Annotated in this window: 17 protein-coding genes; 6 read left to right on the top strand and 11 right to left on the bottom strand. The window is 28.1% G+C overall.

What is annotated here, in order from left to right:
• The first annotated feature begins 1 nt into the window (after position 1).
• From C7380_RS06535 to C7380_RS06510, 6 genes are read left to right on the top strand one after another with little or no spacing between them, the layout of a single operon-like run.
• Complete coding sequence (locus C7380_RS06535) at positions 2-913, top strand: amidohydrolase family protein (protein ID WP_206050543.1); 912 nt, start codon at positions 2-4, stop codon at positions 911-913.
• Positions 914-925: 12 nt separating this feature from the next.
• Complete coding sequence (locus tag C7380_RS06530; RefSeq protein ID WP_109604690.1) at positions 926-2,359, top strand: lyase family protein; 1,434 nt, start codon at positions 926-928, stop codon at positions 2,357-2,359.
• A 19-nt stretch (positions 2,360-2,378) separates the two neighbouring features.
• Positions 2,379-3,191, top strand: coding sequence for a fumarate hydratase (locus C7380_RS06525; protein ID WP_109604689.1), 813 nt, complete (start codon positions 2,379-2,381; stop codon positions 3,189-3,191).
• Positions 3,172-3,669, top strand: a complete 498-nt coding sequence (locus C7380_RS06520) for a FumA C-terminus/TtdB family hydratase beta subunit (protein ID WP_206050542.1) — start codon at positions 3,172-3,174, stop codon at positions 3,667-3,669. The genes C7380_RS06525 and C7380_RS06520 overlap by 20 nt, the downstream gene beginning before the upstream one ends.
• A 17-nt stretch (positions 3,670-3,686) precedes the next feature.
• Positions 3,687-4,970, top strand: a complete 1,284-nt coding sequence (locus C7380_RS06515; RefSeq protein WP_109604687.1) for an L-serine ammonia-lyase, iron-sulfur-dependent, subunit alpha — start codon at positions 3,687-3,689, stop codon at positions 4,968-4,970.
• Entirely contained in the window at positions 4,957-6,111 is a 1,155-nt protein-coding gene (locus tag C7380_RS06510; protein WP_109604686.1) for an NAD(P)-dependent malic enzyme, read from the top strand. Before C7380_RS06515 ends, C7380_RS06510 begins: the two co-directional genes overlap by 14 nt.
• An 11-nt stretch (positions 6,112-6,122) precedes the next feature.
• On the opposite strand, the gene C7380_RS06505 is transcribed toward C7380_RS06510, so the two are convergent.
• From C7380_RS06505 to C7380_RS06460, 11 genes are all read right to left on the bottom strand, one after another.
• Entirely contained in the window at positions 6,123-8,723 is a 2,601-nt protein-coding gene (locus C7380_RS06505) for a CBS domain-containing protein (RefSeq protein ID WP_109604685.1), read from the bottom strand.
• A 79-nt stretch (positions 8,724-8,802) separates the two neighbouring features.
• Complete coding sequence (locus C7380_RS06500) at positions 8,803-8,982, bottom strand: hypothetical protein (protein WP_109604684.1); 180 nt, start codon at positions 8,980-8,982, stop codon at positions 8,803-8,805.
• Positions 8,983-9,055: 73 nt separating this feature from the next.
• Entirely contained in the window at positions 9,056-12,139 is a 3,084-nt protein-coding gene (locus C7380_RS06495) for an alpha-mannosidase (protein ID WP_109604683.1), read from the bottom strand.
• 18 nt (positions 12,140-12,157) lie between these two features.
• On the bottom strand, positions 12,158-13,162 hold the full coding sequence (locus C7380_RS06490; protein WP_109604682.1) for a GntR family transcriptional regulator: 1,005 nt from the start codon (positions 13,160-13,162) through the stop codon (positions 12,158-12,160).
• Positions 13,163-13,170: 8 nt separating this feature from the next.
• Positions 13,171-14,007, bottom strand: coding sequence for a carbohydrate ABC transporter permease (locus tag C7380_RS06485; RefSeq protein WP_109604681.1), 837 nt, complete (start codon positions 14,005-14,007; stop codon positions 13,171-13,173).
• 18 nt (positions 14,008-14,025) lie between these two features.
• Positions 14,026-14,901 (bottom strand): carbohydrate ABC transporter permease, encoded by an 876-nt coding sequence (locus C7380_RS06480; protein ID WP_109604680.1) that lies wholly within the window; start codon positions 14,899-14,901, stop codon positions 14,026-14,028.
• Positions 14,902-14,941: 40 nt separating this feature from the next.
• The gene (locus tag C7380_RS06475) at positions 14,942-16,201 is read right to left on the bottom strand and encodes an ABC transporter substrate-binding protein (protein ID WP_109604679.1); all 1,260 of its coding nucleotides are present in this window, start codon (positions 16,199-16,201) and stop codon (positions 14,942-14,944) included.
• Positions 16,202-16,301: 100 nt separating this feature from the next.
• Positions 16,302-17,186, bottom strand: a complete 885-nt coding sequence (locus C7380_RS06470; protein ID WP_146192159.1) for a radical SAM/SPASM domain-containing protein — start codon at positions 17,184-17,186, stop codon at positions 16,302-16,304.
• A 107-nt stretch (positions 17,187-17,293) separates the two neighbouring features.
• Positions 17,294-18,412: a hypothetical protein gene (locus C7380_RS06465; RefSeq protein WP_109604677.1), complete on the bottom strand. Its 1,119-nt coding sequence runs from the start codon at positions 18,410-18,412 to the stop codon at positions 17,294-17,296.
• A 239-nt stretch (positions 18,413-18,651) separates the two neighbouring features.
• Entirely contained in the window at positions 18,652-18,963 is a 312-nt protein-coding gene (locus tag C7380_RS13500; protein ID WP_158274813.1) for a diacylglycerol/polyprenol kinase family protein, read from the bottom strand.
• A complete protein-coding gene (locus C7380_RS06460) occupies positions 18,963-20,180 on the bottom strand; it encodes a phytoene desaturase family protein (RefSeq protein WP_306765955.1) in 1,218 nt (405 codons plus the stop codon). Before C7380_RS06460 ends, C7380_RS13500 begins: the two co-directional genes overlap by 1 nt.
• Positions 20,181-20,212 lie beyond the last annotated feature (32 nt).

Genomic DNA, 20,212 nt, shown 5'->3' with positions numbered 1-20,212 from the left:
TATGAGTATAAGAGTTATTGATTCTCATGTTCATTTTCCAGCTATTGATTTTATGGGTGATGGAAAGTCTATGGGTGGAATTGATGTAAGTGATAATAAATGGGTTGCAAAAGATAGGGCTAAATGGAGATTGGCCTGGAGATTTCCAGAGCCTGTAAGTCTTAAAAATAAAGATGATGAAAATAATCTTATAGAATCATGGTATGAAGAAGTTTTAAATAATGATATTGAGAAAATTGTTTTTGTAACTGCTGGTGGTAATGATATGGCTTTTGATATTTTGAATAAACATCCAGATAAGTTTGTTATGTATGCTCATCATGATCCAGATAAGGTGAATTCTGCCGATGAACTTGAAGTTTGTATAAGAGATAGAGGGTTTAAAGGTTATAAACTTCTTGGTCCAAGAATAGATACTCCATTGAATGATAAGAGTTTATATCCTGTATGGGAGGTTGCACAAAGTTATAAGATTCCTGTTTTGATTCATTTTGGTATTTTAGGTGGAGCTGGTGGAATAGCTAATCATGTTAATATTAATCCTTTGATTTTACATGATGTTGCGAGATCTTTTCCAGATATTTCATTTATTATTCCACATTTTGGTTGTGGTTATGTTTTTGAGACTTTACAGCTTGGATGGGCTTGTCCAAATGTTTCTATAGATACTTCAGGTTCTAATCAATGGATGAGATGGATGCCTTATGATTTGGATCTTATAAAATTATTTCAAAAATACTATAACACTTTTGGTTATGAAAGAATAATTTTTGGAACTGATTCGAGTTGGTTTCCAAGAGGGTTTACAAATGCTTATCTTGATGAACAGATAAGAGCTATGGTTTATTCTGGTTTTAGCGAAGATGAAATAGATTCAGTTCTTTATAAAAATATTTTTAATCTTATAAGTTAGGAGCTGAGAATTATGTTTTCAGAGGTTTATAAAAAGAATGTTCTTAATAAGACTTATATCAATGGTGTTGATCTTTTTAAAGAATATTTGTTTTTGGTTCAAAAAGCTCATCTTGTTATGTTGAATGAGGAAAATATTATAGATTTGAAATGTGCCAAAGCAATTAAAAATGGATTGAATATAATAATTGATGAAGATGATTTTCCAGCTGAAATTACAGATAATACGGAAGATTTTTATCTTTATATTGAAAATGTCTTAAAAGGTTTAATTGGTGATAAATACGCTGGTGCACTTCATACTGCAAGATCAAGGAATGATATGGATATGACATTTTTTAAGATGTTTTTGAGAGACAAACTTTTAAATTTGTTATATTTTTTGAATGATATTATGTCTTGTATTCTTAAGAGATCTAAAGAACTTAAAGATAAAAAGATTGTTCTTTTTACACATGGTCAACCTGCTAATATCTCAACTTTTTCTCATTATTTAATGGCATTTGCATATGATATTCTTGAAAATTCTAATATTATTTTTGAATCTTTTAAATGTTTGAATAAATCTCCTATGGGTGCTTGTGCTATAACTACAACTGGTTTTAATATTAATAGAGAAAGTATTTCAGATTATTTGGGCTTTTATAAGCCTGTTTATAATTCTTATAATGCAATTGTTTCATCTCATTGGATGACTTATTTAGTTTTTGGAATTAATAATCTTTTAATTGATATAACAAGATTGATGGCTGATATGCTTCATAAAGCTTCAACAGAAGTTGGAATGTTATATTTTCCTGATGAATTAGTTCAGATCAGTTCTATAATGCCACAAAAAAGGAATCCTGTTATTCTTGAGCATATAAGAATTCAAGCAGGTCTTGCAATTGGTATGTTTAAAGGTGTTGAAGATATTTTTAGGAATGCTCCTTATCAGGATATTAATGAACTTGCGGATGCTCCTGTAAAGTATTTTTCAGATGGTTATGATTATTTGATTTCTACACTTGAACTTTTAAAAGAAGTTTTTGAAAAAGTTGATGTAGTTGATAATAGATGTGAAGATATTGCTATAAGTACTGGAACGACAACTACTGAACTTGCAGATTTTTTTGTTAGGAAGTATGAAATTAGTTTTAGACAGTCACATGAAATAGTTTCTAAATTTGTTAAATCAAATTATGATAATTCTATTTTGAGAAAAGAATTTAATATTATAGCTGGATTTGATTTGAAAGAATCTGATGAAGATATCTCTAATATATTATCGACAGATAATTTTATTAATGTTCGTGATGTTTTAGGTGGTCCTTCACCTTATTCTATGAATAATATGTTCAAAGATTTCGAAAATGAATTGAAGAATAATTTTAATTTTATCGATGAAATAGATAATAAAATTAAAGATGGAATTGATTTTTTAAATATGAAATATTCTAATATTTAATTTTTTTGGAGGAGTTTTGATGAGGGATTATATTTTTAAATTATTGACGACTGAAATTAAGAAAGCTAATGAAATTATTAATGATGAAGCTAAAATTTTTATTGATGATTATGAAGGTCCTTTTTCTGAAGAGATAAAGAATAATATTTTGATTGCAGAGAGTAAAGAATTACCTTTATGTCAAGATACTGGTATTATAGAATTTTTCGTCTTTCTTCCCAAATTTTTTAATATTAGTTTTGATATTGAAAAACTTTTGAATGATGTGGTTTTATATGTTTATAAAAATAATTTTTATAGATATTCTACAGTTAAGGATCCTTTATTTGAAAGAGTTAATCTTGAAAATAATTCTCCTTCGATTGTTCATTATATGTTTCATGATAAAAAATTTATTGAAATTAGATTTCTTGTTAAAGGAGGAGGAAGTGAAAATTTAAGTGCTTTGTTTATGCTTAAACCTACTTCTTCTAAAGAAGATATTAAAAAAATTATTTGTGATTATATTAAAAACAATGGGATGAGAGGATGTCCCCCTTTGAATATTGGTATTGGTATTGGAGGCTCTTCAGATAAGGCTGTTGTTTTGTCAAAACTTGCACTGACTTATGATTTTAATAATAGAAATGATAATATTTTTTATTCTGATTTTGAAAAGGAATTAATTGAAGATTTGAATGATCTTAAAATAGGATTTCAAGGATTGGGAAGTGGAAGAAGTGTTTATTCTGTCCATATTAATTATTTTCCAACTCATATTGCTGTTTTACCTCTTGCAATTTCTATTGATTGTTATCTAGTTAGAAAAGGATGTGTTCGAGTTGAGGTTTGATAAGTATAAAGCTGGAGATTTTATAAGTTTTTCTGGTGAGTTTATTATTATGAGAGATGCCGCTCATAAAAGAATTTTTGAATTATTTCAAAAGGGAGAAAGTTTACCCATTGATTTTAAAAATAAGATAATTTTTTATGCCGGTCCAGCTAAAAAACCCTATTTTCAAAGTATTGGTGCAATAGGTCCAACTACCAGTAATAGAATGGATCCTTTTCTTAAATTTATGTATGATTTGGGAGTTTATGCAACTGTTGGTAAGGGGAAAAGAAGTTCTTTTGTAAGTGATTTAAATAAAGATTATTCAAAGTTTTATCTTATTGCACCAAGTGGTGTAGCTGCTTTTTTGTCTGAAAAAATAATGTCTCATGAAGTTTTAGCCTTTGAAGATTTGGGTACAGAATCTATTCAAAGAATAATAGTTAAAGATTTTCCTTTGATTATGGGAATAGATTCTAAAGGAAATACTATTTATTAGGCATTGGAGGCGTTTTTATGGGTTGTCTTAAAGATTATATATTTAATGAGATTGTTTATACAAGTGGTTGTACTGAACCAGCTGCTGTAGCTTTTGCTGTTGCAAAAGCTGTAGATTTTTTTGGAGATAATGAAAGTGTTGATAATATAAATATAGATTTGAGTAAGAATGTTTTTAAAAATGGTGTTGATGTTGGTATTCCAGGAACTTCTAAAAGGGGGAATCTTTTTGCTGCGGCAATAGGATTTGTTTCTAAAAAATCTGAACTTGGTCTTGAAATATTATCAGATATAGATGAAGATATGATAGAAAAAGCTGAATCATTGATTTCTTCTGATTTTTTTAAAATTAATTGTCTTTTTGATATTTCGGATATATTTATATCTGTAAAAATTATTGGAAAAAATAATGAAGTTAAATTGATTATAAAGGGATCTCATACTAATGTTGTCTTTGTTTCAAAGAATAATGATATTATTTTGAATAAAAAATTTGATGAAGATTTTTATGATTATTTTTCAGATATTTCTTTAAAAGATATTTTAAATTTTTCTAATAACTGTGATGATGATTGTTTTGAATATGTATATAAAAAAGCTATGAATAATTGTGATGCTTCTATTTATGGAATTAATAATAATAATTATAAGGGTTTTAAATATGTGAAGAGATTATTGGATTGTAATAAGGATTATGATGAAAAGATTATTGAACTTTTAGTTGTTTCTGCTTCAATGTCAAGGATGGGTGGAGCTCCAGTTAGAATTACAAGTTGTTTTGGCAGTGGTAATCAAGGTATTGTTTCTCTTGTTCCAATATTTTTTTATGGTAAAAAGAATAATCTATCAAAAGAAATTATTTCTAAGGCCTTGATTTTGAGTTGTTTAATCACTGGTTTTATAAAACATAAGATGGGAAAACTTATTCCTTTATGTGGAGTTTTTTATGCTGCGGGAGTTGGAGCATCTGTGGGTTTATATTTTTTGATGAATGGGTTTATTGATGAGAATATTATAAATAGTCTTATAATTAATTTTTATTCTGGAAGTGCTGGAGTTTTATGCGATGGTGCAAAAGAGAGTTGTGCCATTAAGTCTGGTAATGCTGCCAAATTTGCTTTTGAATGTGCTGAACTTATGAGTTATGATAAGAGCGAATTTTCTTGTTCAGGTATTTCTGGAAATAATTTTTATGATACCATAGATAATTTGAATTATTTGAATGTAGAGGGTATGAAATGTATAGATAAGTTGTTTATAAATATTATAAATAATAGAGGAGATTTTTATGAATTTAAGTGAAGAGTCTTTGATATTTCATGAAAAATTTCATGGAAAATTTGAAATTGTTTCTAAGATAGCTATTAAAAATTCTCATGATTTAGCTATTACATATACTCCTGGTGTTTCTGAACCTTGTATAAAGATTGCTAAAAATCCTGAATTAGCTTATAAGTATACTGTTAAGAATAATTTAGTAGCTGTTGTTACCGATGGATCGGCAGTTTTAGGATTAGGGAATATAGGTCCTGAAGCAGCTTTACCAGTTATGGAAGGTAAATGTATTTTATTTAAAGAGTTTGGAGGAGTTGATGCCATTCCTATTTGTTTAGATACTCAAGATACAGAAGAGATTATTAAAACAATTAAATATATTTCACCTGTTTTTGGTGGAATAAATCTTGAAGATATTTCTGCACCAAGATGTTTTGAAATAGAAGAAAGATTGAAAAAAGAATTGGGTATACCTGTTTTTCATGATGATCAACATGGTACTGCAATAGTTGTTCTTGCAGCTTTAATAAATTCTTTGAAATTGGTGAATAAATCTAAAGATGATATACGTGTTGTTGTAAATGGTGGAGGTTCTGCAGGAATAGCTATTGTTAAACTTTTGCTGTTTTATGGAATAAAGGATATTATTTTATGTGATTTAAAAGGTATTATAAGTAAAAAGAAGAAGAATATTAATGTTTTTCAAGATGAAATAGCTAAAATTATAAATCCAAATTATATTGAAGGTGACCTTTTTGATGCTTTGAATGGTTCAGATGTTTTTATAGGTGTTTCAGCTCCTAATGTTTTGAGTGGTGATATGATTAAAGTTATGAATTCTGATCCAATTATTTTTGCTTTAGCTAATCCAGTTCCAGAAATAATGCCAAATATTGCATTAGAATATGGTGCTAAAATTGTAGGAACAGGTAGATCTGATTTTCCAAATCAAATTAATAATGTACTGGCTTTTCCAGGAATTTTTAGAGGAGCTATTAAAGCTAAAATTCAAATAGATGATTTTATTAAAGTTGCTTCTGCTGAGATTATTGCTTCTATGGTTGAAGATAAGGATTTGAATGAGTTTAATATTTTACCTAAAGCTTTTGATAAAAGAGTTTCAGAAAGAATTGCTAATAAAATTTTAAGTCTTAAAACAGGAGAATAATATTCTCCTGTTTATATGTAGTTTTTTTCTTGATCTGGAGTTATTTTTTCATCTAATCTTAGTTTTTTTAATTCTTCAAGTTTTTCTTTTATTTGTCTTCCTTTGTATCCTTTTTCTTTGAGATCTTTTCCAGTTGTTTTTAATTTTATTTCTTTTACTTTGTTTAAGTAGTCTGTATATTCTTGTTTTTTGTTGTCTGATACTTTTATTCCCGTATATATTATTTGTTCATTATTGAATGTACAGAGTATTTCATAATATTTTGAATTACTTATTTCTTTTTGTTCATTTATTGTTTGATAAGCTTTTTTTGCTTGATCTAATTTTTCAAAGAATTCTCCAGGTAAACCATATCTTTGTTGTATTTCTTTTAATGAATTGTTGGGAGTATATTGTAATAGTATATAGAATAATAAGTGTAATTTTCTTACTTTGTATGTGTATATTGGTGCTTTGTGTTTTATTATTTCATAGTATTCGAATAGTTTTTCTACATCTTTTTCAAGTGTTGGTGTGTAGTATGTGTATGGGAATAGATGGGTTATTATTTTGAATTCACCCATTCTTTTTATTGCTTTTAATGGGTTTGGTTCTTTTAATATTTTTTCTATTTCTTCTCTTAGTCTCGGTCCAGTAACTTTTTCAAGGTAATTACCTTCTACTGTTCTTCTTAGATAGTCTTCTGTTTGTTTATTTATTTTGAATCCATATCTTTGTTCAAATCTTATTGCTCTGAGTATTCTTGTTGGATCTTCTACAAAAGATAATGGATATAGTGTTCTTATTATTTTGTTTTCGAGATCTGATTTTGATGTGAAAAAATCTAATAGCATTCCAAATGTTTCTTGATTTATTCTTATTGCCATCGTATTTATTGAGAAGTCTCTTCTATATAGATCTTTTTTTATGGTGCTTACTTCTACTTTTGGTAATTCTGCTGGTGCTTCATAATATTCTGTTCTCGCTGTTGCTACGTCTATTCTAAATCCATCTTTGAAGTATAATGAGCATGTATTAAATTTTTTATGTGGTATATATTTTATCATTAATTGTTCTGCAACATATTTTCCATATTTGTTGGCATCACCTTCTACTACTATATCTATGTCATAATTTTCTAAGTTTAATAATAAATCTCTCACAAAGCCACCAACTACATATGTGTGCATTTTTAATTCTGAGCCAAATGCACCGAATAGTCTGAGAAGGTTCATTATTCTTTTTGGGAGTCTTTCTTTCATGAGTTGGGATATGTTGAATACATTGAATTTTTCTTTTAGTATTGGATTTGGTGAGAAATCAAATACTCCGCTTGATGCATGTAGTATGTCTGATCTCGTTATTATTCCTACTAATACTCCTTTTTTTAATACTGGTAATCTTCCTATATCTTCTTCTGCCATTATTTTTCTTATTTGACTTACTGATGTTTCTGTATCTACAACTTTTATTTTTTTTGTCATCACTGCCTTTATAGGGGCATTTGATAGTTTGTGTTTTATTGCTTTTTCTATATCTTTTTTTGTTACGAGGCCAACTAGTTTGTTATTGTCTATTACTGGTAGTCCTGAATGACCTGTTTGTTCCATTATATTGTATGCTTTTTCTACTTTTTGTTGTGCAAGTATTGTTCTTACTGGTGATGACATTATATTTGATGCTTTTATTACTGGTATGAATGAATTTTTTAATTCTTTTTCTATTTTGTTTATTACTTGTTGTATGTTTTTGTCTTTTACTTTAGCAGATCCAGCTTTTTTGTGTCCTCCTCCTCCAAAGTGTTCTAATACTTTATTTAAATCTATTTCATTGGTTTTAGATCTTGCTACTATGTATATGTTTTTTCCCATTCTTACTACTGTAAATAGTATGTCTGGAGTTAATGTTTCAAATATTTTATGAGTTATTATATTTAGTCCACCTATGAATTTTTCTATTTCTGAATAAGCTATTTGTACATTTAATTCATTTAAATATAGTTCTTGTATGTTGTTGTACAACATATCGAATAGTTCTCTTTGTTCTTCTGTCATTTCGAGTGCTACAAATTCTTCTACTTCTTTTAATCTTGCTCCTCTTTTTAATAGTTCTGCTGCAACAAGATGATCTTGTTCTGTTGTGGTTGTATACATGAAATTTCCAGTATCTTCATGTATTGCTATTAGAAATAATGTTTCTAAGGTATCCGGAAGATCTGATTTTTGATTTAGTAGCTGTTTTACTACAAGTGTTGTTGCAGCTCCCATTTCTTCAGAATAATTATTTCCTTTTATATTATTTTCTCTCATTTTGGGATGGTGATCATATATATCAGTTTCTATACCACTTTCTATTAATTTTTTTATTGTTGGAGGTATTCTTTGTATATCTGCTGTGTCTACTATTACTATTTTTTGAAAGTTTTTGTTTTCTATTTGTTGTTTGTATTCTTCAAGGAATTGTTTTTCGGTGAGATAAGGGATATCATATATATTTATGAATTCTGTGAGGTTTTTAGCGGGTTCTCCTTTTATTATTATTTGTGCATCTTCATATATTAATTTTGCGGCATATGCTGCTGCAAATCCGTCAAAATCTGGATTTTTATGTGTTGTTATTATTGTTTTTAGCATTATTTTTTCTCCTTTTTTGTTCTATATTTTATTTTATCATTTTTTAATAATATTTTTATTAAAAAAAGACCTTCTCAACTTAATGAGAAGGTTTTAATATATAATGAGTATTTCTTCCTTTACCTTTTCTAATTAGGATATTATTTTTAACGAGATTTGATAAAATTATTCTTGCTCTTCTTTCTTTAATATTTAAGATTTCTGTAACTATTTTTGTTGAAATCGAATTATTTTCATTGATATATTTAATAATTTTCAATTCTTTTTCATCTAATCCGGCACTTTCTTTTATTAAAAAAAGACCTTCTCAATTTAATGAGAAGATCTTTTTTTTACTCTACAACAAGGGTGTATATTTTGAAAGGGTTGTATTCCAGCTTTATTATTCCATTTTCTTCTTTTAATTCTTGTTTATTGTTTTCTAATAGGTTTGTTTTATATATTTTTTTGTGTGGTATATTTATTTTTATTTCTGCTGTTCCAGATCCTCCAGCCATTTCTACAAGTCTTATTGTATTACCTTTTTCTTTTGCTTGTTTTATTGCTGTTATTTTTAATGTTGTTTTATTTGTTTGCATTATTGGGTTTTGTTGTATTTCTGAATTTATTTTTGTCATTAGAGGTTTGTTTAGTTTTTCTGATTCTTCTATTACTGTTTGTATATCTGAATTGTTGTGAGGATATATTGAGTATGTAAATTCATGTTTTCCTTCATCTGCAAAGTATGCAGGGTATATTGGACCTCTTAAGAGGTTTATAGATATTTCATTTTGATTTATTTTGTATCCATATTTGGAATCGTTTAATAGTGCATATCCATAGTTGTATTCTGATAAGTCTATCCATCTGTGAGCAAGTACTTCAAATCTTGCTTCTTCCCAGCTTGTATTTGTATGTGTTGGTCTTTCTATGTATCCAGCTGATAGATCGCATTTTGCATTTCTTGTGTGTACATTGAAAGGCATTTTTGCTCTTAACATAGTTCTTCTTGTATGCCAGTCTATTTTTGTGTTTATGTCTAATCTTTCTTCTTTTAATGTGTAATTTTGTATTATTATTGTTCCTTCTGATTTGTAGGTTACTTGTATTGTTTTTTGTATTTCTCCATCTTCTATTAGTTTTATTGAGTCGGCTTTTATTATTGTTTCATATTTTTCATAATCATGTTCTATATCCCATGCATCCCAATATGTTGGTACATCTTTGTACATGGCGAGTATGTTTCCTTTGTTTTTGAATGTTTTTCTGTTATTTGTTTTATCTGTTATTTGTATTGTTCCATCTGGATTTACTTCGAGTTTTAATTTGTTGTTTTCTATTATTGTTTTTTGTTGTATTTTTTGTTCTTGAATATTTGTTTTATTTGTTATGTTTAGTATTATTGTCTGGAATGGTTTTATTGTTTCATCTGATGTGTATATATATGTTTCTTCATCTATTTTTTGCATTTTTAATTGTGTTCCATTTTGAGTTTCTATTATTTTTCCATTGGTTTTTGCTGTGAATTCTATTTTTCTTTCATATGATGTGTCATTTATTATTGTTATTTTTGAGTTGTTTGGTTTTGAGATAGAGTTTATTGCTTGTTTTATTATTTCATCTGCATTTTGTATTAGTTGTGTTAATTCTTTTTCTGAGTCTTGATATACTTCTTTTATTGATGATCCTGGTATTACATCATGGAACTCTGTATGTAAAAGTATTTCCCATAATTGTTGTATTTTTTGTTCTGGGTATTCTATTTCATTTTGTGCAATTACTGAGTAGTATTCAGCTTGATATAGTTTGTATTCAGCTATTTTGTGTAGATATTTTGTTTTTGACTGAGATGTGTATGTTCCTCTATGTAATTCTAAGTAGAGATCTCCATCCCATGTTGGTAGTGTTTCTTCTATTTTTAAATTTTCGAAGAAGTTTTCTACTGTGTCTATTTTTAGTTGTGGTACTCCAGCCCAATTTTTTGCTATTTCATATTTTTCTTGCATTTCATCTGTTGGACCTCCACCACCGTCTCCATATCCAAATGATAGAAGTGTTGTGTCTACTTTATCTTTTTCTCTATGTGCTTCCCAAGTTTTTATTAGTGATTCTGGATCTGTGTTTCCATTGTATCCTCCAATTGGATTTGCATATGAGAAGTATATTACTTCTGATCCATCTATTCCTCTCCATTTGCATACATCATGTGGGAATTTGTTTTTTTCGCTCCAATTTATTTTTATGGTTACAAAGTTTTCTATTTCTGATTCTTTTAATATTTGAGGTATTATCCAATTGAATCCAAAAACATCTGGAAGCCAACATGTTTTATTTTTTGTTCCAAATTCTTCTTCAAAGTATGTTTGACCATAATAGAATTGTCTTATTAAGGATTCTACATTTCCTATATTACAGTCACTTTCTACCCACATACCTCCAGCAGTTTCCCATTTTCCTTGTTTTACGAGTTCTTGAATTTTTTTGTATAGTTCTGGATATGAGTTTTTTAAGTCTTTGTACATTTGTGCTGATGATTGACTGAATTTGAATTCTGGATATGTTTCTGTCATTCTTACAGCATTTGCAAATGTTCTAACTATTTTTCTTTTGGTTTCGGCATATGGCCATAACCATGCATAGTCTATGTGTGCATGTCCTATTAAGTTTAGTTTTCCTTGTTTTTGATGTTGTTTATTTAATTGTGTCATTTTTTCATCTAGTTTTTCTGCTGCATTTATTATTGTTTGTTTGTCTTCATGGTTTAGTAACATACCTGAATTTTCTGGAAATTCTTCTGGATCCCATATTCCATTTACCATTTCATATATAGCTGGATTGTCTTTTGTTCCTTTGAAGTAATTTTCTGAATTTCTCGGTATATGTATTTGTTTTATTCCTTCATCTAATTGTTTTTTTATTTTTTCAGCTAATGTTTTATCTGGTGTTGCAGCCATTATTTCTATTGCTGTTTTGAATTTTAATAATGATGTTTGTATGTTTTTGTCTATTGTTAATATTTTTGATGTTGTTAATGTAGGTGTTTTTTGATGTTCTCCAAATAATTTTTTTGGTACTGTTTGTATTTTTATTTTATGTTCTTTACCATCGGCGAATTTTGTTATGTTTAATTGTCTATGGTATGGATTTATTTCTCCATATGGAAAATCGTCTATTATTACAAGACTTTCTCCACCCATCCATAGATCTAAGTATATCCATTGATCTTTTTGAGGTTTGTCTATTTTTATTGTGTTTTCAAAATATACGGGGAGTTGTTTATCATCCCATGTAAATCCTTCGTTTATGTTTTGTTTTGTTTCATCTTTTGAACTGTATGTCCAGTTGTTTAAATTTTCTCTTTTGTTTATTGTGTATGGGAATATTTCACTTATCATTGCAAGGTATCTATCTTTTATTTGTTCTGGTTTTAAGTACATTTTTTCGCCTCCTCGTTTTTAAATGCTTGTTGATTTTCTTTTTTTTATTTGTACTGGTATTTTTATTTCTTTTTGTGTTTTTTCATTTTTTAATATTTTTATTATTGTTGATACGGCATTTTCACCTATTTGTTCAAAGTTTTGTTTTACAGTTGTTAATTCTGGATATAACATTATAGCAGTTTCTATGTCATCAAATCCCGCAACTTTTATCTGATGCGGGATGTTTATTCCGTTATATATTAATGTGTTATGAATTTTTATAGCTGTTGTATCATTACAAAAGAATATGAAATCAATTTTTTCTTCTTTTATTTTTTTTAAAAGATCATGTGTATTTATTTCTTCTGAATCTATATTTTGTATTTGTTTTCCATATTCTTCACAGAATCCTATATATCTACTTTTTACTGATTGTATTTGAAAGTCTCCATGAGTTATGAATATTGGATTTTTTATTTTTAATTCTTTTGCATGTTGTGCCATTATTCTTCCACCTTCTTCATTATCGCTCCATATCAATGGTATTTCATAATGATTGGGTAGAGGTCTGTCTACAAATACTATTGGAAAACTTTCTTTTATTAAACTTCTTAGTATTCCATTTGTTAATGATGATGTTGTCGGTTGTAATATTAGTCCATCTATTTCTTTTTCTAATAAGTCTATTATTAGTTTTTCTTCTTCTTTTACATTGAATGAATAATCTAATGCATATGTTTTTATTCCATATTTTGATGTATTTTTTATTATTCCCCTTACTATGTCATTGTTTTGTACTATTACTCCAATTTTTTTTCTTGAGAGTGGATCTGAACTCGTTACGAAAGAGCCTACACCTTTTAATTTAGTTATTAATCCTTCATGTTCGAGTTTTGAGAGTGCTTTTCTCACTGTCACTCTTGTGGTTTCAAACATGTCGGCAACTTCTTTTTCAGATGGTATTTTTTCTCCGGCTTTAATTTTTTCTTCAATTATTAATGATTCGAGGTAGTCATATATTCTTTCGTATTTTGGTTTCACCTTTTACACTATCCTTTCATACCTTGTATTTTTATTCCTTCTATTAGGTATTTTTGTGCTATTAGGAAGAATATTAGTGTCGGTATCAGTGATATTGTAGATGCTGCCATAGACCAGTTCCAATGCGTTTCATATTTTCCTTGAAATAATGGTAATCCAAGTGCAAGCGGGAATAAATTTTCATCGTTTAAGTATATTAATGGCATAAAATAGTTATTCCATGATCCGACAAATTGTTGCAATGCTATAAGAAATAATATTGGTTTAGATAATGGTAACATTATTTTTCTGAATATTGTAAATTCACTTGCACCATCTATTCTTGCCGCTTCTAATAAAGCATTTGGCACGGTTTTAAAGAATTGTCTTAACAAGAATATGAAGGCTGGTGTTCCTGTGAATGCGGGTATTATTAATGGTAAATACGTGTTTATCCAACCAAGTTTACTGAATATAACGAATGTTGGTATCATTGTCACTACCATTGGTAGCATCATGGTTCCAAGCATCATGTAAAAGAATATATTTTTGCCCCACCAGTTTATTTTTGAGAAACTATAGGCTATCATGGGACAACTTATTAATGATCCTATAACACATCCAAATGTTATTATAATACTGTTACCAAAATATTTCCAAAATGGAAAGTAATTTGTAGCCTGAACATAATTGTCCCATATTGGTTTATCTGGTAACCATTGTGGGGGAAATGCCATTATTTCGGCATCTGTTTTTAAAGATGTTGTTACCATCCATATTAATGGTAATGCATATATTATACATACTAATATGGTTATTATTCTCATTATATTTATTCTTGTTTTTTCTTTTGTTTTGGCTTTCATATATGTCACCTCTTATTTTTATCCAAAATAATTTACCCATTTTTTTGATGTTCCAAAGTATATTAATGTAAATACTATTGCTATTAGGAACATTATCCAAGCCATTGCTGATGCATATCCCATGTTCATGTATGAGAAAGCTTGTTTATAGAGGTACATTGAATATGTTAATGATGCATTATTTGGACCACCTTTTGTCATAAGCATAGGAAGATCGAATATTTGTAATGCTCCAAATGTTGCTGTTATTAAATAGAATAGAATACTTGGTGTTATTAAAGGTAATGTTATTTTCCAAAATTGTTTCCATCTCGAAGCTCCATCTATTGATGCAGCTTCATATAGTTCTTTTGGTATGTCTTTTAGTGCAGCCATCATTATTAATGCAGTTCCACCAGCACCCCATTGAGATAGTAGTATTATTGTAGGTTTTACCCAATTTGGATCATTTAACCATAATGGTCCTTCTATTCCGAATTGTGCCAATAGATTGTTTACAAATCCAAGATATGGATGAAAGAAAAATAATGATATTACAGCAAATGCATATCCAGGCACTATACTTGGAAAATATGTTAATGCCCTGTATGTTGCAACTTCTTTGAATGGCTGTACTAAGAGAATTGCAAGACCTATTCCCACAATTAAACCCACTGGTACAAGAAATATTGTATAGAATAACGTGTTCGTTATTGATTTTAAAAATATATTATCCTGAAACATTTTTATGTAGTTTGAAAATCCTACAAATTTAGGTGTGTCTGTTATATGATACTCTGTGAATGAGTAGAATAAAGATGCACATATAGGATATAGTACAAATACTAAGAATCCTATGAGCCATGGTAATGCAAATAACAGTCCTATTGTATTTGTTCTTGTACGGCTTTTCATTTTTTTATCACCTCAGGTTTATATCTGAAGAAGAGCCCTCTCATTTAGAGAGCTCTTTTTCTATTTTTTCCATTTCATCATTTAATACTTTTTGTGCATGTTTTAATGTTTCTCTTACATCTGCACCATCTAATATTTGATCTCTTGCTTTTGTTAATTCATCCCATGCAAGTGATCCAATTGGTACTGCTGGTCTTGATTTTGCATATGGAAGTACATCTGTGAATGGTTTTAATGATGGATCTTTTTCTATTAATTTTGGTACAGCTTCTTTTATTGTTGGTAAGTATCCTCTGTCTACTGCATATTCTATTTGTCCTTTTGTTGACATGAAGTATATGAATTTTGCAGCTTCTAATGGATGATTTGCTTTTTTAGGTATTACCCAACCATGTCCACCTGCCCATGTTGATATATGATTTGGATCTGTTCCAGGGACTGGTGCTATTCCATAGTTTATACCAAGATCTTGTATTCCTCTTAATGACCAGTTTCCATCTACCATCATTCCCATTCTGTTTGCTTTGAATGGATTTAAGTCTCCAGCATTCATCGATATAAAAGCATCTAAGCTATTTTTGTCATGGTTTTTTGCATATTCTTTTTGCCATTCAAATGATTTTATTACATTTTCATCTTCTGCAAATATGAATTTTTTTGTGTTTACATCATAAAATTCTCCACCAAAAGCCCATCCATATGTATATGGCCAACCTTGATATGCCCATGGTATGAATCCTATTTGTACTACTCTTCTTCCAATTTTTTTAGTTATTTTGTTTGCAAGTTCTTCAACTTCTTTTACTGTTCTTGGTGGTTTTTCTGGATCTCCACCTGCAGCTTTTATTAAGTCTTTGTTGTAGAACATTACTCTTGTATCTGTTTCAAATGGAAGTCCATATAATGCTCCATTAAATTCACATTCCGCTATTGCAAAATCAAAAAATTCATTTTTGATTTTTTTTACATCATATCCAGCTTTTTCTAATTGTACATCTATTGGTTGTACAACTTTGTTATAAGCTCTTTGAGCTATTACGAATCTGTCTATATAATATACATCAGGTACCTGTTGTGCAGCAACTGAAGCTATTAATTTTGTGTCATCTCCATCATTGTTCCCAATTGATGCCTGTAATCTTACTGTTATTCCAGGATTTTCTTCTTCAAAGTCTTTAACAAGTTTATCCAATACAGCTTTTCCCTTTGGATCAGTAATTCCATGCCATACTATTATTTCTGTTGAGTAGGCAAATATTACCATTAAAATTACTAATAATGAGAGTATCCCCTTTTTCATTATTAACACCTCCTAATCTTTTCATGTATATTTTTTCATTGAAACAGTTTTTATGCAAATTTTATCACAGTTGTATTTACTTATATATACATGTATATTTTTATTTAGAGGCTAAAATCTTTTGTTTTTTTATGAATTTATTTTTATATGTACATTTTTTACATAGTTCTTCTATTGCAATGTTTTGAGAAAAGTTGTCATATATAGCTTTAGATCTTTTTGAGTTGATTATTTCTGAAAATTCTTGTTCATTTAAGTTTCCAAGATTTATAATTCCATTTTCATCGAGACAACATGGAACAACTGTACCATCATTAAGTATTGCTACATGATCTCTTAGGCCATAGCAAAATCCTTTTTCTGTTTGTTGTTGTTCTGTTATATCTGGCCATTGAAATTCTTTATCATAATTTATATATATTTTGTCCTTTATTTTATAGTAGTCTCTTTCATTGTTTTTTATTGGTATTTGTATTTTGTAGTATTGTTCTATGTATTTTAATATTTGTTGTGTCTGTTGATTTTGTTTTCTCCATATTCTTAAAGATATGTAGCTATTTTTTGATGCATTTTCTATGAATTCAATTATTTGTTTTGTATATTGTTCAGAATTTATTTTATACGGATTTTGTTGCATATAGCTATGAAGTGATATATTTATTCTATATATTGCTGTGTAGTCTGTTATTTTTTTTGCTTTTTGTTGTATATTGTATCCATTTGTAGATAGTGTTATTTTTTTATTGTTTTGTTTTGCTATATCGAGTATTTTTTGTAATTCTGGATGTAATAATGGTTCACCTTTTACATATAAAGTGTAATAGTCTGTATATTTGGATGTTTTTTGTATGTATTTTTGAAATTTTGATATTTCTATGTGTTTTTTTGGTCTTTTATCTATATTGCAAAATGAACATTTTAAATCACATATATTTGTTATTTCTATGTATATTTTTTTGAATTTTTTATTTTTTATTTTTATCACCACTTTTTTATATGATATTTATTTTATCATATTATTATGAAAAACCGGCTTTTAGCCGGTTTTTTTGGTGAGATTTTGCATCTAATATATATATTTTCACAAGGGGATTATTCGTATTCTACTATTAATTTTTGATATATTATATCTAAGTATGTGAGGGAGTATATCATACTTCCTCTTACCATAGTTAAATCCCAGTCTGAGAAGTATTTTTCATATTCTGTTCCACTTTTGTTTATATAGAGTTTTGATATAGTTTCAAAATTTCTTTGATCTGATTTTCCATTGCCTATATCATAATGATCTTTACTTATCACTATATTGTCTGCATTTACAAGTGTATGTGCAAGTCCAAATGATACTGCATATATTTTTCCACCTGATATTTCTGCTCTGTATGTGAGTGGTAATAAATATGATTCTTGTGTCAATACTGCAAGTAATAGTTCAACAGGTATATGATCGAAGTATATTTCTTTTTTCCATAATTCTGATTCACTTATACTTTGATTTAGCATTATATCAGAATGTGTGTATGTATATGCCATTTCTACTATGTATTGAGCATATTCTTTTATTTGTTGATTTGTTAGACTTTCATTTGGAGTTATTTTTGGATATGTTTTTCCAGATTCTGTATAATCTTGTCCATAGAATTTTAACCATACATCCCAAAATCTTCCCTTTTCTGATGTGTATTTTATTATTTGTTCTACTTTTTCAGTTAACATTTCTTTTTTATCGAAATTTGTTATTTTCTTAGGATTTAATTCTTCAAATGTTCTATCTGTACTTTGAGGTTTTACCGGTACTTCTTGATCTACATAGTCTATTAACCAATTTGTTGATGATCCATCATCTGCATTTTTTATTATATTTCCAACATAATTTCTTAATCTAAAATCAGTTGGACTTAATCTTTCTCCAAAGGCTTTACTTATTGTTTCATCTAAGGTTATTTCATTCATGAAGTATTGATAGTATGCAAGTACTTGTTTAGTGTTATGCATTTTTGATTCATTTTTTTTTAACTCTTGATATGAACATTCAGCACCTTGATTATATGCTGCATATATCAGTTTTACAAGTTCATTTCTTGAGTTTGTGTTCAATTTTGAGAACTTTATATCATCTTCATATTTCTTTAATTCTTTTTCGTTTAATATACATGAGCTTAATAATATTAGTATACTTAGAGTAAGTAATATGTACAGTATTTTTTTCATTTATATCCTCCATTTTTATATTTTTTATCTCTATATATTATTTCTATTTATGATTTGATAATCCTTTTACGGTTTTTTTGTTTTTTCTTTATTTTTTTGCTTTTTGATTTGTTTATCTTTACTTTTTGTTTAGATATAATTTATATTTTTTTAATATATTTGTTTTGGACAATTTTAAGCATTTAAAGTCGAGATATTTTTTTTGAATAATATATAAAATCCCCTTAATTAGGGGATTTTTATTTTATGATATTTGTTAATATTTCATAAGTTATGGATGTTATTATTGGCACTGTTAAGTTGTCTATTCCAAATGGTGATAGTATTTCTATTATTGTTGATATTGTTGCTATTAATAATGATGTTATTATTATATTATTTTGAGCTGATATTGATGAGAATATAATCGTTATTATGAATGATATTATGAACATGGTTAAAGATCCTTCTATTGATTTTTCTGTATTTAACATTGAAAATGCTTTATAGAATGTTTTTGAATTTTGTTTTATTATTTTTTTGCATTGTTTATAATCATCATTTAAACTCATTAATTATCACCGTTTATATCATCTTTCATTAATTCATCTGCAGCTATTTTTCCAGAAGTTAATGCTATTGGTACTCCAGCTCCAGGGTGTACAGAACTTCCTGCAAAGTATAGGTTTTCACAGTATTTGAATTTGTTATGTGGTCTGAAATAATTACTTTGCAATAATGTTGGTGCAAGCCCAAAAGTAGCTCCATTCATAGCATTGAAATTGCTTTCAAAATTATTTGGTGTATATATTTTTTCTACTTCTACTAAGTTTTCTATGTTTTCAAGTCCTTTTTTTGTTTTTATTTTGTCATATATTATTTTTTTGTATTCATTTATTTCATCTGAAGTCCATTTATGTCCTCTCGTTTTTAATTCTGGTACTGGTGCAAGTACATATAATGTTTCTTTATCTTTTGGAGCGAGTGTTTCATCTATTTTAGTAGGTATATACATATATATTGAAGGTTCTTTTGGATCATTTCCATTGAATATGTCTGATATGTTTTTTTCAAAGTCTTCTGCAAATATTATGTTATGGAGTCTTGTATCATCACTTATTTTTTTGTTTAATCCAAGATACATTAAGAAACATGAGCATGAGTAGTCCATATTTTCTATTTTTTTGTTTGTGTATTTTCCTCTATTTTTTTCATTTTTTATTAGATTTTTCATAGCATAAGGGAAATCTGCATTTACAATTATATAGTCTGATTCTATTACTTCTCCATTTATAACTATTGCTTTTGCTTTATTATTTTCTATTATTATTTCTTCTACATTTGATTCTAAATGTATTTTTCCCCCAAGTTCTTGAAATAGTTTTGCCATAGCTGTTGCCATGGTGTACATTCCACCTTTTATATACCATACTCCATATATTGTTTCTATCATAGGTATTATTGTGTATATTGATGGACCATTATGAGGTGATATTCCTATATAAAGTGTTTGGAAACTTAACATTTTCATTAGTCTTTCATCATCTACATATTTTGATATTTCATTGTATGCATTGTTAAATGTTTTTAATTTTAAAGCATTTAAGAGTGTTTTTGGATTATAGAAGTCTTTTGCCGATCTGAATCCTTTTTCTTGTATTTGATACATTTTTCCACCTATTTTGGGATTTTTTTCAAAGATTTCAACATCATATCCATTGTTTTGAAGTCTTATTCCTGCTGCTAAACCTGCTGTTCCTGCACCAATTATTATAACTTTGTTTAACAATTTTAATCCCTCCCTGTCCCCTGTATTCATTT

The sequence above is a fragment of the Oceanotoga teriensis genome, from assembly GCF_003148465.1.
GTDB lineage: Bacteria > Thermotogota > Thermotogae > Petrotogales > Petrotogaceae > Oceanotoga > Oceanotoga teriensis.
This window is presented reverse-complemented; position numbering and strand designations above follow the sequence as displayed.